Below are 24,303 nucleotides of genomic sequence, written 5' to 3'. Positions count from 1 at the left end.
GAGGTGCTTGACCCTACGCAAATTTACACAAGGAAAATGCTGATCGGACTTGTTCGGCGTACAACTGTACGCTAGAGTGCCTCTCGAATCCTAATTAGAAGTGAAAGAGGTATTGAATGAAACGTGCTGTGATTACTGGCCTAGGGATCGTTTCCAGTATTGGTAATAACCAAGAGGAAGTTCTGGCATCATTACGCGAAGGACGCTCTGGTATTACCTTCTCGCAGGAACTGAAAGATTCCGGTATGCGTAGTCACGTCTGGGGTAACGTTAAGTTAACGAAAGACGATATTTCAGCCCGTATCGACCGCAAAATGCTGCGTTTTATGAGCGATGCGTCCATTTATGCTTTCCTTTCCATGCAGGATGCGGTGAAAGATGCTGGCTTGTCCGATGAGCAGTACCAGAATAATCCTCGCGTGGGTCTGGTTGCCGGTTCAGGCGGTGGTTCACCGTTCTATCAGGCCGCCAGCGTTGACGGCATGCGCGCTAAAGGTCTGCGCGGCGTAGGTCCCTATATGGTGACCAAAGCCATGGCATCCGGCGTTTCTGCCTGCCTCGCTACGCCGTTTAAAATTCATGGCGTCAACTATTCTATCAGTTCTGCCTGCGCCACTTCTGCACACTGCATCGGTAACGCGGTAGAGCAGATCCAGCTGGGCAAACAGGATATTGTGTTTGCTGGCGGCGGCGAAGAGCTGTGCTGGGAAATGTCCTGTGAGTTCGATGCCATGGGCGCGCTGTCGACCAAATATAACGAAACCCCGGAAAAAGCCTCCCGTACCTACGATACCAGCCGTGACGGCTTTGTTATCGCCGGCGGTGGCGGTATGGTCGTGGTGGAAGAGCTGGAACACGCGCTGGCGCGCGGTGCTCACATCTATGCTGAGATCGTGGGTTACGGCGCTACCTCTGATGGTGCTGACATGGTAGCGCCGTCAGGCGAAGGCGCAATGCGCTGCATGCGTATGGCGATGGAAGGTGTGGATACCCCTATCGACTACCTGAACACCCACGGTACCTCTACGCCGGTAGGCGATGTGAAGGAACTGGGCGCTATCCGTGCTGTCTTCCCGGACAAAACGCCGGCAATGTCGGCTACCAAAGCGATGACCGGCCACTCGCTGGGTGCCGCAGGCGTGCAGGAAGCCATCTACTCCCTGCTGATGCTGGAACACGGCTTTATTGCGCCAAGCATCAATATCGACGAGCTGGACCCCGCGGCAGAAGGCCTGGATATCGTGACTCAGCCGACTGAACGTAAGCTGAACACCGTGATGTCTAACAGCTTCGGCTTCGGCGGAACCAACGCCACGCTGGTGATGCGCAAGCTGGCATAATTTGCCATCCTGCCGTGCTGACAAAGGGGCGACTAAGGTCGCCCCTTTGTTTTGTCGGCTACTTTTCCCGCAGCGCCAGCGGGCGCAGCCGTTTTGGCATGCCGGCAACCACCCGATCGTACGACTCCTGCACCAACTGCCTGACTAATCCTTCCGTAATCTTTTCACCGGCATAAATCGAAATCCAGTGGCGTTTGTTCATATGGTAGCCCACATGGATGCTGTCGTAGATGGCCCGGTGCAGTTCACCCTCTTCAGGGCGGCACTTGAGGTTGACTATACGTTCACCCCGTACCTGTGACATCAGGACAAATATCTTGCCGCGTACCTTAAATACCTCATACTCCGGGCCAAACGGATAACAGAGCTCCGCCTCCGGCTGCTCACCCGCGACCTGTCTGGCAATGTTCTGTATCTGCTCTCCATCCATTGTCGCTCTCCTTCGGAATAATGTTCTTCCCGCAGGCTAGCACAAAGGGCGCGCTTACTTCACTGGCGCTGACGATTTCTTTGTCTTAGCGGGAGTTTCCGGGGTGTGGTAGTAGTGCCAGGTATCATAAGGCAGCATCAGCGTGTCCCCGACAATCGACACGGGCAGATCCAGCCAGCACCAGAAGCAGTCGTGCAGCGTGTGGTAGTCGAGCTGCGTACCCGCATAAAACGAATTTTTCGGGTTATTACCGACGGTATGGCTGGTGATGGTGGCACAGCCGCAGAGCAGCAGCATGGCGCAGATGAGGCCGATTTTTCTGAGCATAATTCACGTCCCTGTTTTAATACCGTTAACAGGGTAGGGGAAAGGCCCGGCAGAAGGAGGATCAAACGTGCGGGATGCGGCGTTGATTGCCTGTAAGGCCTTCTGGGTTAGCGAGTAATTTCAGAGGACGTTGCAGGGAAGTTGAATATTCTCTTAAGCCAATCTTCATTTTTAAAGATAATTCCCCGGTACAGAGATACCCATCATATCTTATTGCATCTCCTTCCGGGATTATCCCATCAGGAATAATCCCAGTTAAAGCTCACCAGTCCGCAATGGCGACAGACAAACTTATAAACACCCTGATCGCCACCTGGCTGGTAGCCTGCCATCATCTGTGACCAGCTGTCTTCATCCATTTCGTAATCGCTCATCCACTTCTGGCGAGTTTCTGCACTGGCTTCGGCAACGTCTTTCGCACTGGCATCGCCGTGATAAACGCAGGCATCGTTGCAGTGAGTTACCCAACTCTGATCCTGCCAGGAACTGTAACCCGGCGTGCGTTCGCAAACTTCCGCCGCGATGGCATCATCAAGTGCTTCATCATAAAGATCGTTAAAACTGCAGGCGTACTTAGCGGCTGCGCTGCCATCATGGATGCACCACGGGCACAGGGTGATATCGCTGTCACCGACCCTGTATATGGTGCCGTTATAGTGGTGTTCAGTGTCTTTACCACAGCAGTGGCACGTGGCGGATTGTTGAATAAACACATTGCGAGTGAAGTCATCGCTGAGGTAGGTAAACTGCGGTAACGACCTGTTCATATGAGGGCTTCCATAAAGGTATTAACGGATAATATCGCATCGTTATCCGTGAGAACACCTTATCAATGAACCTGTAGAGTAAATTCATAGGGTCACACCACCGACAGTATGAACTTTGATGATCCTGAGGCAGAAGAGTTGATGAATGATGTCTTTGAGACTTCAATATTGAAACATATTGCCCCGATGCTCCTTGTTTGTGAGCCTGTTGAAACCAGCCCGGGTCGACCGGAAAAAGGTCCACCCCTACAGGAAAACGGAGTGCGGTGTGGGTTTAAAACCTACAGCGAACACGGTCTTGCGGGGATGGGGCCAGTTTGAGGTAAGCCGGACGTCACGCGGCAGGGACGCCGCGTGACGAGGCCCGCATGGATGTGAACGTTGCCGATCCGGCGTGCTCAAACTGGCACCAGACCTGAAGCTGAACGATTAGCGACTAAAAATGTGTGGAGATCCCTCAGGGTCACTCCTCCCGCAACACCTTCCCCACATTCCCCCCGGGATGCACGGTCAGCAGCGTCTCCTTGCTGTAGCCACTCTGCGACATCAGCACTGCGATCATTGCGTCAAACACCGCCAGCACACTGATAATGGACGTGGTAGCCAGCATATTCAGCGGATCGATCTCCTGCGATTTTGGCATCAGCAGCAGCCGGTCGGCGGCCAGAGCGATGGCTGAGTGCGCATTCTCCGTGACGCTAATCAGCGTGCAGCCTTTGGTTTTTACCGTCGGCAGCAACCGGGTGAGTTCATCGGAGTTGCCGCCGCGTGACAGCATAATCACAATATCGTCGTGGCGCAGAAAACCGATATCACCGTGGGCGGCATCGGCGGCGCTTAACCAGATCGCCGGGTGTTCAATGCACGACAGCATGTGGGCGATTTTACGTGCCGCAATGCCGGAGGTACCGATCCCGGTCACAGCAATTTTGCCGCGACAGGTGGCGAGGGCGTCCAGTACCGCCAGCCACTGCTGACGATCCAGCTGGGTTTCCAGGGCATCCAGCGCCTGACGGTAGGTTTTCCAGCCTGCGCAGGCCTGTTGCCAGCTCTGCCCGGGAGTCATCTCTCCTCCTGCATCATTTGCTGATATTTCATATGGTCGTGATACAGCTCGCGGAAAACGCGGTATTTACGGTCGTAATAGCGTTTGATCTCATTGGTCTGCGGCGTCACGGTTTTGCCGATGCGGCTCATGGCGTTCATCGCTTCCGGCAGGGTGTCATAGACGCCTGCCGCTACGGTGCCCATCATTGCGCTGCCCAGCAGCATCGATTCGCTCTCCTCCGCCAGCAGCATGGTACAGCCAGAGGCGTTAGCGTGCTCCTGCACAAAGAGAGGGTTTTTGGTGCCGCCGCCGCTGGCCATAATGGTGTCAATGCTGTAACCGGTCTGGTTCATGGTTTCGATAATATGTCGGGTGCCAAGGGCAATGGCCTGAATGGTTGCCAGGTAGTGCAGGGCCATATCTTCCGGGGTGCGCGACAGCGTCAGCCCGGTCAGGATGCCGGTCAGGTTCGGGTTGGCGCGGGGCGAACGGTTGCCGTGGAAGTAGGGCAGCATATGGATATCCCGGGTCAGAAAAGCGATTTTATCCGCGTCACCGGCCATCTCGCGCAGCAGGGCATTGAGAACCTCATAAATGGTCTTGCCCTGCGTCTGCCCCTGCTCACGTAGCTGGGTATAGCAGGGGTGTGACTGGATCACATGGTCAATCAGCGCCCCGGTGGCGGACTGTCCGCCTTCGTTCAGCCAGAAGTCAGGCAGCACCGCTGAGAGGTAAGGCCCCCACACCCCTTTAATAAAGCGCGGCTCGCGGGAGATGGCCATATGCCCGGTGGATGTCCCGCCAATCAGCGCAATGCGGCGGTCAAAGTCTGCCAGCTCACCAGAGGGCCCGGCAGCGCCCAGCGTTCCCAGGCTCCCGGCATGGGCGTCGATAATAGAGGCACTGACCGGCGTGCCGGGCAGCAGGCCTAACTCGCTGGCCGCTCGCTGCGTCAGGCCACGCCCGAGCGGTTCGCCCATGCTTTTGACATCGCTACCCATTTTCGCGGCATCGTGCTCCAGCAGGTCTTCCAGCCCAATCTGTCTGAAGTAGCTGGCATCCCAACCGTCCTGATGCGCCAGCCACGTCCATTTACAGACCAGCGAACAGACCGAGCGGGTGGTATCACCGGTGGCACGCCAGGTCAGGAAGTCGGGCAGGTCAAACAGGTGGCCGACGTTTTGCCAGCTGGCGGGCATATGCTGCTTCAGCCACAGCAGTTTTGGCGTCTGCATCTCCGGTGAAATCACCCCGCCGACATAATCCAGTACCGGGTGTTTTAATGCATTGATACGTTCCGCCTGAACAATGGCGCGGTGATCCATCCACACGATAATATTCTGCTCGCTGCGCCCGGACGGGCTGACCGTTAGCGGCTGGCCCTCTTTATCCAGCACCACCAGCGAACAGGTGGCATCAAAACCCAGCCCTTTAATCTGCACCGGATTGATATTGGTCTGATTAATCGCGTCGCGCACGGACTGGCAAACCGCCTGCCAGATATTGTCAGAAGACTGTTCAACAAAGTTGGCCTGCGGACGATACAGCGCGATCTCACGGCTCGCCTGGCCCATCATGCGCCCGGTAACATCAAAAATGCCCGCACGGGCGCTGCCGGTTCCCACATCCACACCAATATAATAGCTCGACATTTTTATCCTCAGTCTCAGGTTCTGCGATGTTGCAACGCAATAAACAGGATCAGTACACCACCCCAAAGGGCCATAGTGAGGTAGCTGCTCACCCCCAGTAGGTTCAGTCCGCTTTCCAGCATCTGGAGCACGATCAGCGCCAGGATCAGGCCGGGAATGCGCCCGAACCCGCCGTCAGGATTGATGCCACCCAGCACGGAGGCAAGGATGGTCACCAGCAGCCAGGACTCGCCGTAGCCGGCTTTCGCGGAGTTAAACATCGACATCATCAGCAGCGCCGCTCCCCAGCTCATCAGCGCCGACAGGATATACACCACAATCGTCACGCGGGTGGTGTTGACCCCGCTAAAGCGCGTGGCCTTTTCGTTACTGCCCAGCAGCAAAATGGCGCGTCCCAGCGTGGTGCGTTCCAGCAGCAGCCACATCAGGGCGGCCACGGCGAGGAACAGCAGCAGTGACAGCGGCACGCCGGCAATATCGCCATTGCCGAGCATCTGGATCAGCGGCGGGAAGCCGGAGATCACTGCCCCGTCAGACAGCAGGATATTCAGCCCGGCAATCAGTGTCATGGTGCCCAGCGTCGCCAGAATCGGCGACACACCAATCACCGCAATCAGTACGCCGTTCACCACGCCAATGGCCACCGCGAGTGCCAGTCCGGCCAGCAGCGCCAGGGCTATCCACTGCGGTTGATCAGGGTGGGCGACAATCAGTGCGGCCATCAGCAGCGAACAGGCGTTAGCGCTGGCGATGATCGACAGGTTTATGCCGCCCGTCAGCATGGTGACGCCCATACCCAGTGCCAGCAGCCCCAGCACCGGCAGCTGGCTGGCGATTGACTGGAAGTTACCGACGCTAAAGAAGCGTCCGCCCAGCGTCAGTGAGAACAGCACCAGTACCGCCACCAGCATCAGGACCTGCAGGCGGATAATGCGGTCGCCCGGTAGTTTATTCAGTAACGTTTGCATCTCAGTTCCCCTTTGCGCGCTGGTGTTTTTCATTCCAGGCCGTAGCGCTGACGCTGACCAGAATAATGATGCCGCTAAACACCATATGCCAGTAGGACGACACCGCCAGCAGCGTCAGGCCGTTTTGCAGAAAAGCCAGCAGCAGCACGCCCAGCAGGGTACCGGTCAGCGTACCGCGTCCACCGCTCATGCTGGTCCCGCCGAGCACCACCGCCGCCAGCACCGTCAGCTCGTAGCCCACCAGTGAGTTGGGGGCAACGGACTGCGTGGTCTGCGCCTGAACAACGGCCGCCACCCCGGCCAGCACGCCCATATAGCCATATACCGCCAGATGCAGGCTGCGCAGGTTGATACCAAGACGTGACGCCGACTCGCGGCTGCCGCCTATGGCGTAGATCTGCCGCCCGACGCGGGTAAAGTTCATCAGCACCCCGGTCAGGATGAAAACCGCCAGAAGGCAGAGTAACGGCAGCGTCAGGCCATATTCGTAGCCGTCGGCGGCGGTGAAGGAGAACCAGTTAATGCCGTTCATAAACCAGTCGGGGAAGCCGTAAAGCCAGGTGCCGTTCGTTGTCCAGACCAGCAGTCCGTAAAACAGGTTCAGCGTGGCGATGGTGATAATGATCGCCGGGACCCGCAGCAGAAAGACCAGCAGACCGTTGAGCATTCCCAACAGCAGGCCACAGGCGATGGCCACCGCGAAGGCGCTGAACAGGTTGCCACCGTGCGCCAACATGGTGCTGGCCATCACGTACTGTGCAATGGCGGTCATGGCCGGGAACGAGATATCAATCCCTCCGGCGATCAGCACCACAAACAGACCGCAGGCCAGAATGCCGAGGATGGCGTAGCTGGTGGCAACGTCGGTCAGGTTGCCGAGCGTCAGAAACTCGCTGGTACGCAGGCTGAGGCCCAGCGCCAGCAGCACAATCAGCATCCCCAGCCAGAACTCGTGCTGGCTGGCCAGATGTCGTAATTTGTTATTCATTGACCACCCCGGCAATCTCCTCTTCGCGGCACTGATGCGGGGCGAAGCTGGCGACCAGCTCACCTTTGCGCATCACCAGCACGCGGTGGCTGTTGTAGTAAGCTTCCGGGATCTCATCGCAAATCATCAGCACCGCCATACCGGACTCGGCCAGCTCACGGGCAATGCGATAGATCCCCTCTTTATTCGCGATATCGACGCCGACGGTAGGAGAGTCAAGGATCAGCACCTTCGGCCGGGTGGCGACCCATTTACCGATCGCCACGCGCTGCGCATTACCGCCGGACAGGGTCTGAACCGCGAGCTGACTGTCGGAGACTTTGATATTCAGCTCGCGGATCAGTGTTGATGCCCGCTGGCGAGCCTCATCACGGTCCATCAGCCCCAGGCGGTTGCGCAGGTGCGGGAAGATCGGCACCAGCAGGTTATCGAAGATCGACTGCGTCATGATCAGCCCTTCGGTCTGCCGGTCTTCCGAGACGTAAGCAATGCCGTGGCGGATGGCATCGCGATTGCTGCGCAGTTTCACCGGCTTACCGTCAAGGATGATTTCGCCGCTGTCGGGCCGGGTAATGCCAAACAGTGACAGGCACAGTTCAGTGCGTCCGGCGCCCAGCAGGCCGACGATGGCCGTGATTTCGCCCCTTCTTAACTGTAAATTGATCTGCTGATACTGGTTGCGGCGTGAGAGGTTGCGCACTTCCAGCAGCGGAGTGTCACTGCGGTCGGCGCGCTCCGGCAGGTGGCTGAAGCTGAAGCGCTGTCCGGTCATCAGCCAGGCCAGTTCATCGCTGTCCAGCTTGCTGGCGGCATAGGTGCCGACCAGTTTGCCGTCGCGGATGACGCTGATGCGGTCAGAGACCTCCATCACTTCATCCAGCTTATGGCTGACGAACACCACGCAGATCCCGGCGGCTTTCAGTTCACTGACCACCCGCAGCAGGCCGTTAACCTCATGGCGGGTCAGAGAAGCGGTAGGTTCGTCCATGATCACCAGGCTGGCATCGGCAGCCAGCGCGCGGCAGATAGCCACCAGCTGGCGGTCGGCTATCGACAGTTTTTCAACCTTGCGCGACGGGTCAAGCTGTACGCCAATGCGCGCCATGGTCTCCTGCGCCAGCTGGCGCATTGCCCGGCGGTTGACCCAGAAATTACCGCCCGGCAGATAGCGATGGGCGGCGATATTTTCCATCACCGACAGATTCGGGAACAAAGAGAGATCCTGATAGATCACCTGGATGCCGTAGTAGGCAGAAAGGGCCGGTGTTAAGTGGGTCAGCAGCTTACCGTCAATGCTGATATGCGATCCTTTGTCCGGCTGGTAGACCCCGGAGATCACCTTGATCAGCGTGCTTTTTCCGCAGCCGTTTTGCCCGGCCAGACAGTGTACTTCACCCCGGTTAAGCGTCAGCGTAACCGCATCCAGGGCGCGTACACCCGGGAAGGATTTGCTGATATTTTCCAGTGAGATAAACGGTGTTTGCGTGGACATAATTCAGTACCCTGGTGTGGAACAGGGCCAGCAGAGACTGGCCCGATACGATCAGAAGCCGAGGGATTTCGCGTTATCTTTGGTCACTTCAAGGATGCGGTTAAAGCGGATCACATGGTGCTCCATATCCACATCCGCTTTACCCAGCCCGTCAATGGTCAGATCCGGCGTGACCTGCTTGCCGTCCAGCAGCTGGTCCGCCAGGCTGACCAGCGCAAACCCGGCATCTTTCGGATCCCACAGCAGGGCTTTTTTGATATCGCCGCTGGCCAGGTAGGGGGCCGCCTGGGCTGGCATCGCAATGCCGACGACGGCAATTTTATTTTTCGCCCGTTTGCTCTTCACCGCCTGTCCGGCACCAATCGGGCCGAGTGAACCGAAGCCGATTATGCCTTTCAGATCCGGGTAGGTGCGCATCAGGTCGAGTGTGGTGGCGTAAGATTTATCAATGCTTTCCGCCACTGGCAGGCGCGAGGTGACTTCGTGCATATCAGGGTATTTTTCTTTCTGATATTTGATAGCCGCATCCGCCCAGGCGTTGTGCAGCGGCACGGTCAGGGAACCGACATAGATGGCATAGCCGCCTTTACCGCCCATGCTGCTGGCCAGTTCATCCATGTTCTTTTCAGCATATTTGACGCTGTCGATGGTCTCGACATCCCACTGGCCAATCGGCTGGTCCGGGGATTCATGGGTCAGGACCACGATGCCCTGAGCGCGTGCTTTTTTCAGTACCGGCTCAAGCACTTTGGCATCGTTCGGTACCACGATAATCGCATCGACTTTTTTGGCGATAAGGTCTTCAATCACCTTGACCTGCTGCGCCGGGTCAGCGGTGGATCCGCCGACCTGGTAAGCGTTAACATCCAGTTTTTTCGCGGCTTCATCCACTCCGACAGCCATACGGGTGAACCAGGGAATACCGGTCACCTTGGCTACCACGGCGATATCATGTTTTTCTGCGGCCAGCAGAGGAGTCGCGAACAACATGCAGGCAGAGACGACACAGGCGTTGAGTAACGAGAGGTTAAATTTCATAGCAGTACCTTGTTATCCGGTTCGTTGTTTTTGTCAGGTAAGAGGTGGTATTGACCACCGGAACAAGATAGCAAGAAGATTTTGGTGAAGAGTTGAGCAGAAGGCAGAAGTGTGATCGCTAACTTTTAATGTTAAAAATAGTGTTAAATATGGTTAAATTTTTGTTTAAATGGATGTCATTGTTGTTTTTTTACGACGTTAAAATGTTATTTATTTGTTTCTTTTTATTTTTGTTAACTTTTATTTAACAAGGTGGCTGGTTGGTCGGGGCGTTCTTCTTCGTAGAGCGGCAACCAGGACGAGATTCAGGCTGTGATGTGCGCATAATGCGAGAGTCCTCGCGATTTCCCCCTCATTTTTTACCGAGGTGAACGAAAAAAAAGAAGGGGAGAAACGTAATTTAATTACAGAAGGTCAGTCCAGGTTCGTTATCTTCCTCACGGTGCAATGGACTGCCGGCTATTTCGTCTTTTCTGCCAGGCGATACACGCTATCGAAGCGCACGTTCATCCCACCGCAGTTACTGTTGTCGCGCACGATAAGGTTACCGTTAACCAACAGCATTTCGCCGCCGCACTCATACGTCGTTGAGTCCGGCACGCCAAAGGTCAGACGGTTTCCCTTCACCGTGGCGTCATCGTCAATTTCGCCCACATGCACCACCTGTTCACCGTAGCTGTTGATACCCCCGTGCCAGTCTGCGTTACCGCTGACGTGCAGGCGGCCACCACGGCGGGAGAGGGTAATCACATTATTACCTTCGACGGGCAGCCAGCGTCCCAGCCAGTCCGCTTCCTGCACGGTGCGGGTCGGGATTGGGCTCAGGCTGGCAGAGGGGATCCAGCTGGTAAAATCGCGTTTTTTGGCAAAATACCAGACGCAGCTCCAGCCGGGTTTGGTTTGCGCGACCAGCACCTTGTTGCCCGGCACCAGCCAGGCCTTCCGTGCACAGCTTTTGCCTTTTTCCGGGCAGCCGTTCATATCATCATAGAAATGCACCTGACCGGCCCCGGCGCGAATTTCCGCCTGGTGATACTCGCCCTGGTAGCCGGGGAAAAAGCCGTTACGACAGCTCTCCTCTTCGGCAGAAAAGGCAGAGGTACTGGCCAGCAGTGCGGAAAGCGTGAATGCGATAGCTCCTGTTTTCAATTTCTTATTCCCGAATAACCCATGTTGCCGTGATAATAAACGACACCGGGCTGACTCACGAAGGGCATTTTGCCCTATTGAGGGGGATAAAACCTTTTCGCTGCTGTTTAGCCACGGTGTATTCCTTTGAAAATAAAATTTCATCCAGACCGGATCGGCGGCACAGGCTGTGCCGCAGGTGTTACCAGGAGACGTTCACCATGTCCACCCTTTCAGATGTCAGCCCAAAGCAGGGGACACGTGCGCTGGCGCGTATTGCCTTTGCTGTTTTTCTTACTTACCTCACGGCGGGCCTTGCCCTGCCGGTAATCCCTCTGTATGTGCACCGTGAACTGGGGCTGAGTAATGTGATGGTGGGACTGGCGGTGGGTGTACAGTTCTTTGCCACACTGCTGACGCGTGGCTATGCCGGGCGGCTGGCCGACCAGCGCGGGGCGAAGCGGTCGACCCTGCAGGGGATGCTGGCGCTGGCGCTGGTAGGCGTTGCCTATCTTCTTGCGGCGCTGCTGCCGTTACCGGTGATGGGGAAGTTTGGCCTGCTGGTGGCCGGCCGTCTGCTGCTGGGCTTTGGTGAAAGCCAGTTACTGACCGGAAACCTGACTTGGGGGATGGGCCTGGTGGGGCCTAAGCGCGGGGGACAGGTAATGTCGTGGAACGGCATGGCCATTTATGGTGCGCTGGCCGCCGGTGCTCCGCTGGGGCTGTGGCTGCACAGCCTGTGGGGCTTTGAGGCGCTGGGTGTGGCCACGCTGCTGCTGCCGCTGGTGGCGCTGCTGTTCAATGTCGGTATCCGCGGCGTGCCCGTCCATGGCGGGCAGCGCCCTTCGCTGTGGAAGGTGGTGGGCCTGATTACCCGGCCGGGTCTGGCGCTGGCCTTACAGGGGGTCGGTTTCGCAGTGATCGGTACCTTTACGTCGCTCTATTTTGCTGACCAGCAGTGGGGCAATGCCGGTTTTGCCCTCACCGCTTTTGGGCTGGCCTTTGTGCTGGTTCGCGTGCTGTTTGGCGGACTGCCGGATCGTCTCGGAGGTATTCGCGTTGCGCTGATCTCTCTGGCGGTTGAGGCCTGCGGCCTGCTGCTACTGGCAGGGGCGACCAGTGGCGGTATGGCGCTGGCGGGCGCGGCACTGACCGGCTGCGGCTGTTCACTGGTCTTCCCGGCGCTGGGCGTGGAGGTGCTGAGGCGCGTGGCTCCGCAGGTACGCGGTACCGCGCTGGGCGGATTTTCGGCATTTCAGGATATCGCCTACGGCGTCAGCGGGCCGCTAACGGGCGTGCTGGCCACGACGATGGGCTACGGAGCGGTATTTGCTGCCGGTACGGTCTGTGCGCTGGCGGGCATAGCGATCACCTTCAGTTTCTCGCGCACGACCGTCAGTAGCGCAGACGGCTGAGTTTACCTGCTGCCTGCACGATTTCGGCAGGCTGTAGAGCCGAAAACCCCAGTAGCCAGCCTTCCTGCGCGCGCTGCTGCTGATACAGCGGCGACAGTCGCGGCAGCAGCAGCCCGTTTTGCGCGGCCTCCTGCGTCAGCCGTTTTTCTCCCCCTGTTTTCAGACCGACCGTCAGTTGTAGCCCGCCCTGATGCGGGAACAGGACCAGGCGATCCGCCAGCTTATTATTGAGTTGATCAATCAGCAGATGACGGCGGCTGGCGTACAGTTGGCACATCAGCCGCAGGTGGGCGGCAAAGTGTCCGTGCTGGATAAAGTCAGCCGTCACCGCCTGCATCAGCTGGGCGCTGTGGCCGTCCATCACGCTGCGCAGTCGGCGCAGCGGATCAATCAGTGCGTCGGGCACTACCAGATACGCCAGCCGCAGCGACGGAAACAGTACTTTGGAAAACGTACCCATATAGAGAACCCGAGCCCTCTCTTCCAGCCCCTGAAGAGCGGGCAGCGGACGTCCATCGTAATGAAACTCGCTGTCGTAGTCGTCCTCCACCAGCCAGCGCTGATGCTGATGTGCCCACGCCAGCCATGCCTGACGCCGCTGCATGCTCATCGTCACGCCGGTGGGGTACTGATGTGCCGGGGTCAGATAAACCAGGCGAGGCAAAGGGGCTTCAATGATAACCGCGCCCTCATCATCGGTGGGAATGCCGGTCACCTGCGCGCCTGCGCTGGAAAAAGCATGCCATGCCCCCCGGTAGCCCGGATCTTCCATCCATATCCGATCGCCCGCATCGCACAGCAGCAGGGCAATCATCTGTAGCGCCTGCTGCGAGCTGGTCAGGATCACCACCTGGTCAGCGTTACAGCGCACGCCGCGTGACTGACCCAGATAGTGAGCCACCGCCTGGCGCAGGTCGGGCAACCCCAGTGGATCGCCATAACGCATCAGTGCTTCACCCGACCGCAGACGGTGCTGCGTCAGACGGCGCCATAGCATTTGGGGGAAAGCACGTAAATCGGGTGAACCTGATGCAAAAGCCCGGGGGTAAAGGGGATCTTCGCAGCCACCACTACTGACGATCTGCTTTCCGCGCAGCGACAGGGAGAGCGCCGGAGAAGGAGGCTGCGGCCCACGCACAACCGGGGAAGGCGCGATGGCGACAAACGTGCCCCGTCCGCTATGTCGCGACAGATATCCCTCGCTCTCCAGCTGGCTATAGGCGGCTTCAATCGTGACACGGGACAGGGCGAGATCGCTGGCCAGTACGCGTGACGAGGGCAGGCGCGCGCCAGCGGGCAGCACGGCGCTGGCAATGGCCTGACGCAGCATGGTGCACACTTTTTCTCGAAGCGTGGCGGCCCTCTGCCGGGAAAACAGGGCAGGGAAGGGGACAGAAGTGGCGGTCATCGTGGTCTTATCATCTCAAGGAAATGGGTCTTATGATTAAGACCCATTCACTTTATGATGGCAACCTTAATGATCCCGAGGAGTTTTCCATGAGTCAGCTTTCCGCCGTTTTACAATTTCCCCCGCCGTCTCCCCAGCAGAGTGCGTCATGGCTGCACGATAAGCTGGCGCACTATGCCGATGCCTGGGATGTCGCTCAGGATCTCTCCCGGGGGATCGCCGGAATTGTGGTGATCGATACCCGCTCTGAGCAGCAGTATCATGCCGGGCATATCTGCGGTGCCTTAAGCTTTCCCCATCGGCTGATGAATGCCGACACGCTGGCCGGGTGGGATCGCGAGACAGTTTATATCACTTACTGCGATGGCATTGGTTGTAATGGCTCGACCAAAGGTGCCTGGAAGCTGGCGTCTGCGGGACTGAAAGTGAAGGAACTGATTGGCGGGCTGGATTTCTGGCGTCGCGACAGCCATCCGGTCACCGAAGGCAATGAACCCGGTCACTGGCCGGAAGAGCCGGGCCTGCACGACTGCGGCTGTTAGTTTCCTGATAAATTGGCGAAAACTGTGACGGAGTCTACACTTTTAGCCCGACTCACCGTGTAAGCGATTTCACAAGCCGTGTGAGCGTCACAGGCCTTTCTTTTTATTCAGGGATTATATGAACACAACATCTGCTGACTCATCGGGTGATGAGACTGAGCGCGCAGTCACCGTCAGACAACGCATTTTCTTTGTGGTGCTGGTGGCCACGATGGGCGCGCTGGCCTTTGGCTACGACACCGGCATTATTTCGGGGGCGTTGCCCTATATGTCTGCGCCTGCCGCACAGGGCGGGCTGGGGTTAACTTCCTTTACCGAAGGGCTGGTAGCGTCATCGCTGGTGTTCGGCGCTGCACTGGGGTCTTTCCTTAGCGGCTTTTTTTCGGACAAATTTGGCCGTCGGCTCACCTTGCGCAGCCTGGCCGTGCTGTTTGTTCTGGGTTCCCTTGGCACGGCCCTCGCCCCTTCCGTCCCTGTGATGGTGGCCATGCGTTTCCTGCTGGGGATTGCCGTCGGCGGCGGTTCGGCCACCGTTCCGGTCTTTATTGCTGAAATCGCCGGGCCTAAATTAAGGGCACCGCTGGTCAGCCGCAATGAACTGATGATCGTCACCGGGCAACTGGTGGCTTATGTGGCCAGTACCTTACTCAGCTACCTGCTTCACGATGAACATCTGTGGCGCTATATGCTGGCGATTGCCATGATCCCCGGTCTGCTGCTGTTTATTGGCACCTTTTTTGTTCCTGCCTCGCCTCACTGGCTGGTGGCAGAAGGGCGGCTGAAGGAAGCGAAGAACATCCTGAAATACCTGCGCGAAACGCCGCGTGAGGTACGTAAGGAAATGAATGAAATGAAAAAACAGGCGCGGAAAGCGGAGCGCGGGCCAGACGTGCGCACCCTGATCCGGGAGAAATGGGTATTACGTCTGCTGTTAACCGGCACAGGGCTGGGTTTTGTGATCCAGTTTACCGGCGTTAATGGGTTTATGTATTACACGCCGATCATTCTTAAATCCACCGGCCTCGGTACCAGTGCCGCCATTGCGGCAACCATCGGTAATGGTGTGGTCTCGGTGCTGGCAACCTGTGTCGGGATCTGGGCCGTCAGCCGCTTCCCGCGCCGGAAGATGCTGATGACCGGGCTGTTTTTTGTGATTGCTGCTCAGGTGTTGCTGGGGCTGGTCATGACGCTGGTTCCGGTCGGATTAACTCAAAGCTATCTGGCGCTGGGGCTGATCCTGCTGTTTCTGTTCTTTATGCAGATGTGCATCTCGCCAGTGTACTGGCTGCTGATGTCAGAACTGTTCCCTATGCAGCTTCGCGGCGCACTCACCGGCACTGCGGTGTCCATGCAGTGGATCTTCAATGCAGTGGTGGCCTTCGGCTTCCCGCCGCTGATGGCTTTTGCCGGCAGTAAGGTCTTCTTTATTTTCGCCATTATTAATATCGGCTCGCTGGCCTTCGTGGCCTTTATGCTGCCAGAAACACGCGGGAAAAGTCTGGAGGAGATTGAGCAGCATATGCGTGACAAATTTGGCGAAAACAAGGTCAGCGAAGCGACGGCGTAGAACAGGCCGGCTCAGAGCGGGAACCTCCGGGCCGGCAAAACCGTCTGAATTAAAACAGCATCCAGAGGAACAGCACCAGCAGCAGCAGCACGGCGAACGCGGTAAATACCGGACGGTTGGCCAGCGGCTGCAGAACGGGCGGCAGTGCACCCCACAGCGGGACGGTGACCGGGCGCGGATTCAGTTCGCTGTCGGCCAGCGGCTGTTCCTGCAGGCGTTCTGCGCGGCGGCTGAACAGCTGGTTGAGCAGATCCTGGGTCTGAGTGGGGGTCAACAGGGTCTGCGGCGTGGCGTTAAAGCGCTGCTGGCTGTAGTCTTCCAGCATTCGCTGTTCTCCCGCATCCGGCGGCTGTTTCAGCGTGGTTGTCAGCAGATGGAGCGTCGGTGCGGCGTGCTGGCTCAGGGTCTGGCTGGTCTGTAAATACTGGTTCATCAGCGGAAAAAAGCGCGAGGGGATCGGGTCGCCGCTGTGCAGGTTGACCACTTTTAGCAGCGAGGCCCACAGTTTGACCGGCTGTTCCCCGGTGGCTGCCGCCAGGCGTGAAATTTGCTGGTTCAGCGTCTGATGTTCCGCAGGCAGCAGGGAGCGGTCGGTGACGCGGTTCTGTTGCGGCTGGGGGATGGCCATCTGACCATTCTGCAGCATCGTCAGTACCTGACGCATCTGGTCAGGATTGAGGGAGCTGAGTACAGTGTGGCCAAACTGCTGACGAATAAAATCGCTCACCGCCTGGCGGTTATTGCCGGTCGGCAGCAGGTCGGTCAGCTGTTGCAGCAGTTGACGCGTGGCGTGCGTGTTCTGCACCTGCGACAGGCGGGTATTCAGAAACTGTTCCGCAGGCGGGAAATGACGCGCCTGTAAACCGGCATCATTTTTCACTCCCACTTCATGGCGCAGACCCGCCCACAATTCGGGCGACTTCAGCGAACTGAGCGACATAATTTTGACGATCAGGCGTTCCAGCGTGGTGCGCTGGGCAGGCGTTAAAGGCTGTTCGCCCGCGGCGGTGGTGCCCGCAGGGCTACCCGGGCGTACACTGCCGGGAGGGGCATCGATCGTCGGGCGATCGCCGGGTAACGGCGCGCCGGGGCCGCTTATAGGTTGCATGGCGAAGTCCTTCAGTCAAAGTCAACGTCCGGGGAGCGCCGGAGCAGAGTAGTCATCCACTATGATAACAACCCCGCCCCATGATAGGTAGAGCCGACGGCGCAATCGCGCCCCTTTATACGATATTTATTGCCGTGAGAGGGGAATACGCAGTCGCTGGGCAAGGATCACTCCTGCCAGCGTGATCCCTCCGCCAATAAAGTGGTAGCTGTGCAGCGATTCATGCAGAAAGGTGACGGCAATGATCGCGGTGAAAATGGGTACCAGGTTCATAAAAATACTGGCGGTGCTGGCCCCCATCCTCATGACGCCCTGGATCCACAGGAAGGGAGCGATCACCGACGCCGGGATGGCAGCAAACAGGACTAACGGAATATTCTGCGCATTCAGTGACACGTCCGGTGCCATCAGAAAATTGGGTGTCAGTAACAGCACCCCGAAGAAGATCTGCACCCACAGGCTCTGCCAGTTGGGTAGCGGAATGGCCCAGCGCTTGGTCAGTACGCCGTACAGGGCATAAGAAGCCGAAGCGGCAAACATCATCATCTCCCCTTTGCCCAGACCGTGCGACAATAGCTGCGCAGGTTGACCGGCGCTGACCAGCCAGACCGGGCCGCAGAACGAAAGCAGGCTGCCCAGCAGGATGCCCACCGTCGGGGCCAGCCGCATGACGACCACACTTAACAACACCGTCAGCAACGGGATCAGCGCGTTCAGAATGCCCATAAACAGGGCGCTGACGCTGTGCGCCGCATAGTAGGCCAGGCTCTGGTACAGCACCATGCCGAGCAGGCCCAGCACCAGCAGTTTCCACCACGACCGGGCGATCTGCTGGCGGTGACGCCAGACGCCAGGCAGGGCAAATGGAGTCAGCACCAGCAGCGCCAGCAGCCAGCGGTAAAAGGAGATCGCCGCCGGATCGATCGCGGCAGCCGACATTTTGCTGACAATGGCGTTAACCGACCAGATCAGCACCGCCAGCAGGGGAAACATAAAACTCATCACTCTTCTCTTCATCTGTACGACAGCGGAGCAGTGTAAGCTTGTCGCATTTAATACAGATAACGATAATAAGACAAAAGTACCATGGAACCGGACAAGATGATCCAGCAACTCACTTATAGCGCCCCGGCGGATGCAGAACAGCTCAGGCTTTTCTTTCGCTACGAGCAGGCCAATGCCCGCACGGAGTACCTTCCTCACCAGCACCGCTGGGGGCAGGTGATCTTTGTCAAATGTAATGTGCTGGAGATGCAGGTGGAAGGAGAACGTCTGCTGACCCCACCGAATCTGCCTATCTGGGTGCCGCCGGGCCAGCAGCACGCCAGCTACAACCATAAACAGGCACACTTTCGCACGCTGAATATTGCGGCAGAAGCCTGTGACGGATTACCTGACCGCGCCTGCCTGCTGCGCGTCAGCCCGGTGGTTCATGCGATTATCGAAGAGTGTGCCCGGCGGGAGCTGGGAGTACCGAAGACAGAGCAGGATCAGCGTCTGTGTGAGGTGCTGCTCGACCAGTTACGCACGGCGGAAAGCCAGCAAAGCTATCTGCCCTCCACGCCGGATAAGATGCTGTCGCCGGTGCTGCTGGCGCTGGAACAGAACCCGGGGGATAACACCACGCTGGCGCAGTGGGCAAAACGCGTCTATACCACCGAGCGTACGCTGTCCCGGCGCTGTCAGTCGCAGCTGGGGATGTCGTTCAGCGAGTGGCGGCAGCGTCTGCGGTTTCTGCATGCCATTTCTCTGCTGGAGCAGGGAAAAAGCGTACAGGAGGTGGCGCTGGATCTGGGCTACAGTTCGGCTTCAGCGCTGATTGTGATGTTTCAGCAGCAGTCGGGCACCACGCCGGAGCGCTACCGTCACCGCAGCGCGGGATGACCAGAAAAAAGGGCGGCCCCTGAAGGGCCGCCCTGTGCGGTTTCACCCGGTTATGAAAGATCGCTGCGCGCCTGCAGGCGCTGACGCCGCCAGCGTTTCCAGATGGGTGGCACGACCAGAACGCCGACGGCCAGTACCAGCAGCAGCTTACAGATCAGGCTTTCCCAGAGGATCGGCAGATTGCCATTACTGATGGACAGCGCCCGACGGAGGTTCTGCTCCAGCATCCCCCCGAGCACGAAACCCAGGATCAGCGGCGACATCGGGAAATCCATCTTACGCAGGATATAGCCGAATATCCCCAGTCCCACCATCAGCAGCAGATCAAAGGTGGTGCTGTGGACGGCATACACGCCCACCGCCGAGATCGCGGCAATGGCCGGGACCAGGAACCACAGCGGGATGGTCAGCATGCGGGCAAAGATATTGATCATCGGGATGTTCATAATCAGCAGCATCACGTTGCCGATCAGCAGTGCGGCAATCAGCCCCCAGACGATATCCGGTTGTTCGGTAAACATGGCCGGGCCGGGGGTAATGTTATACAGCGTCAGCGCGCCGACCATAACCGCCGTGGTGCCCGACCCCGGAATACCGAGCGTCAGCATCGGAATAAAGGAGCCGCAGGCCGACGCGTTATTCGCGGCTTCCGGCGCGGCCACGCCGCGAATATCGCCTTTACCGAAGGTCTCCCCGCCAGCGATCTTTTTCTCACTCATATAGGCGATGGCGCTGGCGATGGTTGCACCGGCACCCGGCAGTACACCCACAAAGAAGCCGATCAGCGAAGAGCGCAGGGTGGCGCCTGTACACTGTGCGGCTTCTTTCATATTGAACAGCATCCGGCCGCTGGCACGCACCACTTTCTGCCCACCGCTGGTCGACTCCAGCATCAGCAGGATTTCACTGACCGAGAACAGGCCAATGACCACCACCACGAACTGAATGCCGTCAGAGAGATGTACGCTGTCAAAGGTGAAACGGTACACCCCGGTATTGGCATCAACACCGACCGTGGCCATGCTCAGGCCAATCAGCGCAGAGAGGAAGGATTTCAGAGGGTTCTGGCTCATCATGCTGCCAAGGCAGGCTATGGCGAACACCATCAGCGCAAAGTACTCCGCCGGACCAAAGGCCAGCGACCAGTTGGCGAGGATCGGCGCGAACAGAATGATCCCGACAATGGCAATGGTTGAACCGATAAAAGAGCTGACCGCCGAGATGGACAGGGCCACGCCGGCCCGTCCCTGCTGCGCCATCGGATACCCGTCTAACGCTGTCATGATGGCTCCGGCATCCCCCGGTACGTTGAGCAGGATTGAGGAGATGCGTCCGCCGTACTCGCAGCCAATGTAAACGGTCGCCAGCAGGATCAGCGCAGATTCCGCCGGCAGGTGCAGGGCAAAGGCCAGCGGCATCAGAATGGCCACGCCGTTGATCGGGCCCAGCCCGGGCAGCAGGCCGACGATGGTACCGATAAAGCAGCCGATTAAGGCGATCAGCAGGTTTTCCGGCGTCATGGCGACGGCAAATCCCTGCATCAGAAAGGACCAGGTATCCATATTATTCTCCGTTAGCTCAACCAGATGCCGAGCGGTAAGGTCACTTCAAGCAGGCGATCGAAGGCGTAGAACAGCGTGATACCCATCACCACGCCCGATAACGCGGCTGCCCACCAGCTGGCACCAAACAGCAGCCCGATGGCAAAGGTCAGTAACGTCGTTGACAGCGGGAATCCGAGGCTTTCAAACAGCGCCCCATACAGTCCGAGGCTGACCATCAGCAGCAGCAGGCGCTGCAGGGTTCCCCGGGCAGGCCAGTGGATGGCGTCGGGTTTACGCAGAAGAAGACAAAAAGCACACAGTGCCATCAGCCCGAGAATAATCATCGGGAAAGGGCGCGGCCCCACGGGCTCATAGCTGTATTCGCTCTGGATGCCCCAGGCGATCACCAGGCCGCCAATACACAGCAGCAGCCAGACGCTGGCAAAAATTCGATCGCTCATGGTCGCCTCCTTTATTTCGCCAGGCCGAAGGATTTGGCCTTCTCGCGATAGTCAGCCACCTGCTGCTTCACGTAACTGTCCAGCTCTTTACCGAACAGATTGAATTCAAACAGGCCCCGCAGGTCGCGCTGATGTTTAAATTCGTCGGTCTGGGACATTTTTCTGAAGGCGTCTTCCCACCACTGATATTCGGCATCGGTCACTTTCGGCCCGAGATAGAAGCCGCGAATGATCGGCCAGACCACATCCACTCCCTGCTCTTTGGCGGTGGGCACGTCGGCCAGCACGCCCGGCAGGCGTTTATCGGACATCACCGCCAGCACGCGCAGTTTACCCGCCTGCAAATGGGGCACCATTTCACTGATATCCCCTGAGACCACCTGGATATGGTTGCCTAACAGTGCGGTGACCGGTTCGCCGCCACCTTCAAAGGCGACATAGCGCATCTTACGTGGATCAATACCGGCATCGCGGGCCAGCAGGGCGGTTTTCATCCAGTCCTGGCTACCGATAGACGCTCCGGCACCGATCACCACTTTATTCGGATCGTCCTTCATGGCTTTCAGCAGATCCCCAAGGTTTTTGTACGGTGAATCACTGCGTACCGCCACCATGCCGTAGTCCGTGCCTACTGCCGCGAGCCACTTCACGTCGTCCACGGAATAACGGCCAAATTTCCCCTGGGACAGATTCAGCAGCGAGCCACCGGAGAACGCTACCACCGTGCCGGGTTCGGCCGGACGCTGCGCGACAATGGCGTTATAGGCCACAGCACCGACGCCGCCGGGCATGTAGGTGACGCGCATCGGCGTCTTAATCTGCTGGGTTTCCTGCAGTGTGACCTGCAACAGTTTGCAGGTCAGATCGAAACCGCCGCCGGGTTTGGCCGGGGCAATGCACTCCGTGCGGGAAGGGGCCTCAGCGGCAAAGACGGTCGGGGTGGTCAGCAGCAGCAGGGCGCTGGCTAAAGTGGTGCGGATCATTATTTTCATCACTGCTCCCTTCTTATCATTCAGTTTGTGAGCCTTCCCAAAAAATGGGGTTGTAAAATTGTTAACTTAGTAACCTTTCATTTACCTTTCAGCCAACGGAAAAAGATAACAGGGTGTGATATGCGTCTCTTACTGGTGGAAGATACGGCGGAACTGGCGTGCTGGCTGCAGAAGGCACTGACCCAGGCAGGCTTTGCGGTTGACTGGATGGCGGATGGTGTCGCCGCCGATCATCTGCTGCAAACCGAGCACTATGAACTGGTGCTGTTAGATATTTCGCTGCCACGGCTGAACGGACTGGAGCTGCTGGGCCGCCTGCGCAAGCGTGGGCAGACCATGCCCGTCCTGCTGCTGACGGCGCGCAATGAGCTGACGGATCGGGTACGCGGGCTGAATCAGGGGGCGGATGATTATCTGAGTAAACCGTTTGAACTGGAGGAGCTGGAGGCGCGCATCCGCGCGCTGCTGCGCCGTAGCCAGGGGCAGGTCAGGGAGGCACAGACCTTCGGGGAACTGGTGTTCCACAATGAAGGGTATTTTGAACTGCAGCACCGGCCGCTGGCGCTGACGCCGCGTGAAAGCAGCGTACTGATCACGCTGATGCAGCGACGCGGCAGGCCGGTATCGCGCCAGCAGCTTTACGAGCAGACCTTTACCCTGGCGGATGAGGCCAGCCTGGAGAGTATTGAGCTTTACGTTCACCGCGTGCGGAAAAAGCTGTCGGGCAGTAATGTCTCGATTGTGACGCTGCGCGGGCTGGGATACAGCCTTGAGCATCATCTATGAAACTGGCCTCCCTGCGCGCACATCTGCTGCTCTGGCTGGGCCTGCCTCTGCTCACCCTCTGGGCACTGTCGGTTTATACTCATTACGCCAGCGCATTACAGGCGGCCAATCAGGCTTATGATCGCTCGCTGCTGGCATCGGCCCGCACTGTGGCCGAGCGTATCCGCGTGCATCAGGGGCATCTTGAAGTGGATGTGCCCTGGGTGGTGCTCGACAGTTTTGAGCGCAATATGAACGACCAGCTGTACTATCAGGTGATCTCACCCGAAGGCAAAACCCTGTCCGGCTATGACGATCTGCCCCCCTTGCCAAAAAATACCCCGTTGTCACGTCATTACCCGGCGCTGGTTCATTTTTATTACGCCGATTATAACGGGCTGCCTATCCGGGTCGCTGCCCTGTGGCAGCCGGTGAATGAAGAGAATGTGCAGGGAATGGCGCAGGTGCTGGTGGCGGAAACACTGACGTCGCGTCGGGACTTCGCCGGCGGACTGCTGTATAACGCCATTTTAAGTCAGGGGGCGCTGGTGCTTATCACGCTGCTACTGGCGAGTTGGGTACTGCATAAGGTTCTTCGCCCGCTGCGTCGTCTTTCCGGAGTCATGCTGCTCCGCGATCCGGGCGATCTGACGCCCCTGCCGGCGGTGCTGCCCTGGTCGGAGATCCAGCCGCTGATGGTGGCGGTCAACCGCTATATCGAGCGACTGCGGGCGATGGTGGCGCGACAACAGCGTTTCAGCGCCGACGCCTCGCACCAGTTAAGAACGCCGCTGACGATCCTGAAAACCCAGGTCAGCGTTGCGCTGAACAGCCAGAACCCCGCCCTCTGGCAGGAAAGTTTACAGGGGATGCGCGACACCCTGGACGATACGATTATGCTCACCGACCGGTTACTGCAGCTGTCGCGCATCAAAGCGATGCAGCAGCATCAGCCGATGACAACCCTCGACCTGGCGGAGCTGGTGCGCGAAGCCTGCCTGCTGCGCTATCCGCAGGCGCGCAGCAGGCAGATTGATCTTGGCTACGAAGGCGATGAGCACTGCCTGGTACGCGGGGATGTGCTGTTACTGACGGAGCTCTGCGCTAACCTGCTGGATAACGCCATTAAATATACGCCGGAAGGCGGCATAATCACCGCCAGCGTTATTCAGGGCGTGCTGTATGTTGAGGACAGCGGGCCGGGGATTGCGGAGTCGGAGCGCCAGCAGGTGCTGCAACCCTTTTACCGGCTGGAGCACGGCAGCCAGGTGGCGGGGACCGGGCTGGGGCTGGCCCTGGTGAAAGATATTGCCCGCTGGCACGGCAGCCAGGCCCGGCTGTCACAGAGTCCCACCCTCGGCGGTCTGCAGGTCGGGATTGCCTTCACACCGGTTCCTTCCGTGCGCTAAGGATGCCCCTGTCCGTCGCTTTGTGGCAGA

Annotated in this window: 23 protein-coding genes; 7 read left to right on the top strand and 16 right to left on the bottom strand. The window is 58.3% G+C overall.

Annotation, left to right across the window (positions count from 1 at the left end; genetic code table 11):
- Positions 1-116: 116 nt before the first annotated feature.
- Positions 117-1,340 (top strand): beta-ketoacyl-ACP synthase I, encoded by a 1,224-nt coding sequence (gene fabB, locus EPE01S_RS02630; RefSeq protein WP_062743004.1) that lies wholly within the window; start codon positions 117-119, stop codon positions 1,338-1,340.
- A gap of 58 nt (positions 1,341-1,398) precedes the next feature.
- Here fabB and EPE01S_RS02625 read toward each other — a convergent pair whose 3' ends face one another.
- The 10 genes from EPE01S_RS02625 to EPE01S_RS02580 all read right to left on the bottom strand — a co-directional run bounded on the left by EPE01S_RS02625 (position 1,399) and on the right by EPE01S_RS02580 (position 11,199).
- Complete coding sequence (locus EPE01S_RS02625; protein WP_062743003.1) at positions 1,399-1,770, bottom strand: MmcQ/YjbR family DNA-binding protein; 372 nt, start codon at positions 1,768-1,770, stop codon at positions 1,399-1,401.
- 54 nt (positions 1,771-1,824) lie between these two features.
- A complete protein-coding gene (locus tag EPE01S_RS02620; RefSeq protein WP_062743002.1) occupies positions 1,825-2,097 on the bottom strand; it encodes a YceK/YidQ family lipoprotein in 273 nt (90 codons plus the stop codon).
- 239 nt (positions 2,098-2,336) lie between these two features.
- Positions 2,337-2,864, bottom strand: a complete 528-nt coding sequence (locus EPE01S_RS02615) for a CbrC family protein (protein ID WP_062743001.1) — start codon at positions 2,862-2,864, stop codon at positions 2,337-2,339.
- Positions 2,865-3,327: 463 nt separating this feature from the next.
- The gene (locus EPE01S_RS02610; protein WP_062743000.1) at positions 3,328-3,930 is read right to left on the bottom strand and encodes a KpsF/GutQ family sugar-phosphate isomerase; all 603 of its coding nucleotides are present in this window, start codon (positions 3,928-3,930) and stop codon (positions 3,328-3,330) included.
- Positions 3,927-5,564, bottom strand: coding sequence for an FGGY-family carbohydrate kinase (locus EPE01S_RS02605; protein ID WP_062742999.1), 1,638 nt, complete (start codon positions 5,562-5,564; stop codon positions 3,927-3,929). The genes EPE01S_RS02610 and EPE01S_RS02605 overlap by 4 nt, the downstream gene beginning before the upstream one ends.
- Positions 5,565-5,578: 14 nt before the next feature.
- The gene (locus EPE01S_RS02600; RefSeq protein ID WP_062742998.1) at positions 5,579-6,532 is read right to left on the bottom strand and encodes an ABC transporter permease; all 954 of its coding nucleotides are present in this window, start codon (positions 6,530-6,532) and stop codon (positions 5,579-5,581) included.
- Position 6,533: 1 nt separating this feature from the next.
- Positions 6,534-7,520, bottom strand: coding sequence for an ABC transporter permease (locus EPE01S_RS02595; protein WP_062742997.1), 987 nt, complete (start codon positions 7,518-7,520; stop codon positions 6,534-6,536).
- Complete coding sequence (locus EPE01S_RS02590; RefSeq protein WP_062742996.1) at positions 7,513-9,012, bottom strand: sugar ABC transporter ATP-binding protein; 1,500 nt, start codon at positions 9,010-9,012, stop codon at positions 7,513-7,515. Before EPE01S_RS02590 ends, EPE01S_RS02595 begins: the two co-directional genes overlap by 8 nt.
- A 51-nt stretch (positions 9,013-9,063) precedes the next feature.
- A complete protein-coding gene (locus EPE01S_RS02585; RefSeq protein WP_062742995.1) occupies positions 9,064-10,050 on the bottom strand; it encodes an autoinducer 2 ABC transporter substrate-binding protein in 987 nt (328 codons plus the stop codon).
- Positions 10,051-10,509: 459 nt separating this feature from the next.
- Positions 10,510-11,199, bottom strand: coding sequence for a hypothetical protein (locus EPE01S_RS02580; RefSeq protein ID WP_062742994.1), 690 nt, complete (start codon positions 11,197-11,199; stop codon positions 10,510-10,512).
- Between the two features lie 200 nt (positions 11,200-11,399).
- Between EPE01S_RS02580 and EPE01S_RS02575 the strand changes: the two genes are divergently transcribed.
- Positions 11,400-12,593 (top strand): MFS transporter, encoded by a 1,194-nt coding sequence (locus EPE01S_RS02575; protein WP_062742993.1) that lies wholly within the window; start codon positions 11,400-11,402, stop codon positions 12,591-12,593.
- Here the strand turns inward: EPE01S_RS02575 and pdxR are convergent.
- Positions 12,574-14,001, bottom strand: a complete 1,428-nt coding sequence (gene pdxR / locus EPE01S_RS02570) for a MocR-like pyridoxine biosynthesis transcription factor PdxR (protein WP_062742992.1) — start codon at positions 13,999-14,001, stop codon at positions 12,574-12,576. The two genes, EPE01S_RS02575 and pdxR, sit on opposite strands and share 20 nt — an antisense overlap.
- Positions 14,002-14,090: 89 nt before the next feature.
- On the opposite strand from pdxR, the gene EPE01S_RS02565 reads away from it, so the two are divergent.
- Positions 14,091-14,543, top strand: coding sequence for a rhodanese-like domain-containing protein (locus tag EPE01S_RS02565; RefSeq protein WP_062743106.1), 453 nt, complete (start codon positions 14,091-14,093; stop codon positions 14,541-14,543).
- A 118-nt stretch (positions 14,544-14,661) separates the two neighbouring features.
- Positions 14,662-16,110, top strand: a complete 1,449-nt coding sequence (locus EPE01S_RS02560; protein WP_062742991.1) for a sugar porter family MFS transporter — start codon at positions 14,662-14,664, stop codon at positions 16,108-16,110.
- A 49-nt stretch (positions 16,111-16,159) separates the two neighbouring features.
- Here EPE01S_RS02560 and flk read toward each other — a convergent pair whose 3' ends face one another.
- Positions 16,160-17,218, bottom strand: a complete 1,059-nt coding sequence (gene flk / locus EPE01S_RS02555; RefSeq protein ID WP_062742990.1) for a flagella biosynthesis regulator Flk — start codon at positions 17,216-17,218, stop codon at positions 16,160-16,162.
- A gap of 126 nt (positions 17,219-17,344) precedes the next feature.
- The gene (locus EPE01S_RS02550) at positions 17,345-18,220 is read right to left on the bottom strand and encodes a DMT family transporter (RefSeq protein ID WP_062742989.1); all 876 of its coding nucleotides are present in this window, start codon (positions 18,218-18,220) and stop codon (positions 17,345-17,347) included.
- A 99-nt stretch (positions 18,221-18,319) separates the two neighbouring features.
- Between EPE01S_RS02550 and EPE01S_RS02545 the strand changes: the two genes are divergently transcribed.
- A complete protein-coding gene (locus EPE01S_RS02545) occupies positions 18,320-19,102 on the top strand; it encodes an AraC family transcriptional regulator (RefSeq protein ID WP_062742988.1) in 783 nt (260 codons plus the stop codon).
- A 50-nt stretch (positions 19,103-19,152) separates the two neighbouring features.
- Here the strand turns inward: EPE01S_RS02545 and EPE01S_RS02540 are convergent, their stop codons facing one another.
- Genes EPE01S_RS02540 through EPE01S_RS02530 form a run of 3 tightly spaced genes read right to left on the bottom strand, consistent with a single transcriptional unit; the run spans position 19,153 to position 22,099 of the window.
- Positions 19,153-20,664 (bottom strand): tripartite tricarboxylate transporter permease, encoded by a 1,512-nt coding sequence (locus EPE01S_RS02540; RefSeq protein ID WP_062742987.1) that lies wholly within the window; start codon positions 20,662-20,664, stop codon positions 19,153-19,155.
- 11 nt (positions 20,665-20,675) lie between these two features.
- Positions 20,676-21,107 (bottom strand): tripartite tricarboxylate transporter TctB family protein, encoded by a 432-nt coding sequence (locus tag EPE01S_RS02535; RefSeq protein WP_062742986.1) that lies wholly within the window; start codon positions 21,105-21,107, stop codon positions 20,676-20,678.
- A gap of 11 nt (positions 21,108-21,118) precedes the next feature.
- The gene (locus tag EPE01S_RS02530) at positions 21,119-22,099 is read right to left on the bottom strand and encodes a Bug family tripartite tricarboxylate transporter substrate binding protein (RefSeq protein ID WP_062742985.1); all 981 of its coding nucleotides are present in this window, start codon (positions 22,097-22,099) and stop codon (positions 21,119-21,121) included.
- Between the two features lie 120 nt (positions 22,100-22,219).
- Between EPE01S_RS02530 and tctD the strand changes: the two genes are divergently transcribed.
- Both tctD and EPE01S_RS02520 read left to right on the top strand, forming a co-directional pair.
- Positions 22,220-22,885, top strand: coding sequence for a transcriptional regulator TctD (gene tctD, locus EPE01S_RS02525; protein WP_062742984.1), 666 nt, complete (start codon positions 22,220-22,222; stop codon positions 22,883-22,885).
- On the top strand, positions 22,882-24,273 hold the full coding sequence (locus tag EPE01S_RS02520) for a sensor histidine kinase (RefSeq protein WP_062742983.1): 1,392 nt from the start codon (positions 22,882-22,884) through the stop codon (positions 24,271-24,273). The genes tctD and EPE01S_RS02520 overlap by 4 nt, the downstream gene beginning before the upstream one ends.
- Positions 24,274-24,303: the final 30 nt, after the last annotated feature.

Source organism: Erwinia persicina NBRC 102418, from assembly GCF_001571305.1.
GTDB classification, from domain to species: Bacteria; Pseudomonadota; Gammaproteobacteria; order Enterobacterales; family Enterobacteriaceae; genus Erwinia; species Erwinia persicina.
Note: the sequence above shows the minus strand (reverse complement) of the source record. Positions and strands in the feature narration are given on the sequence as shown.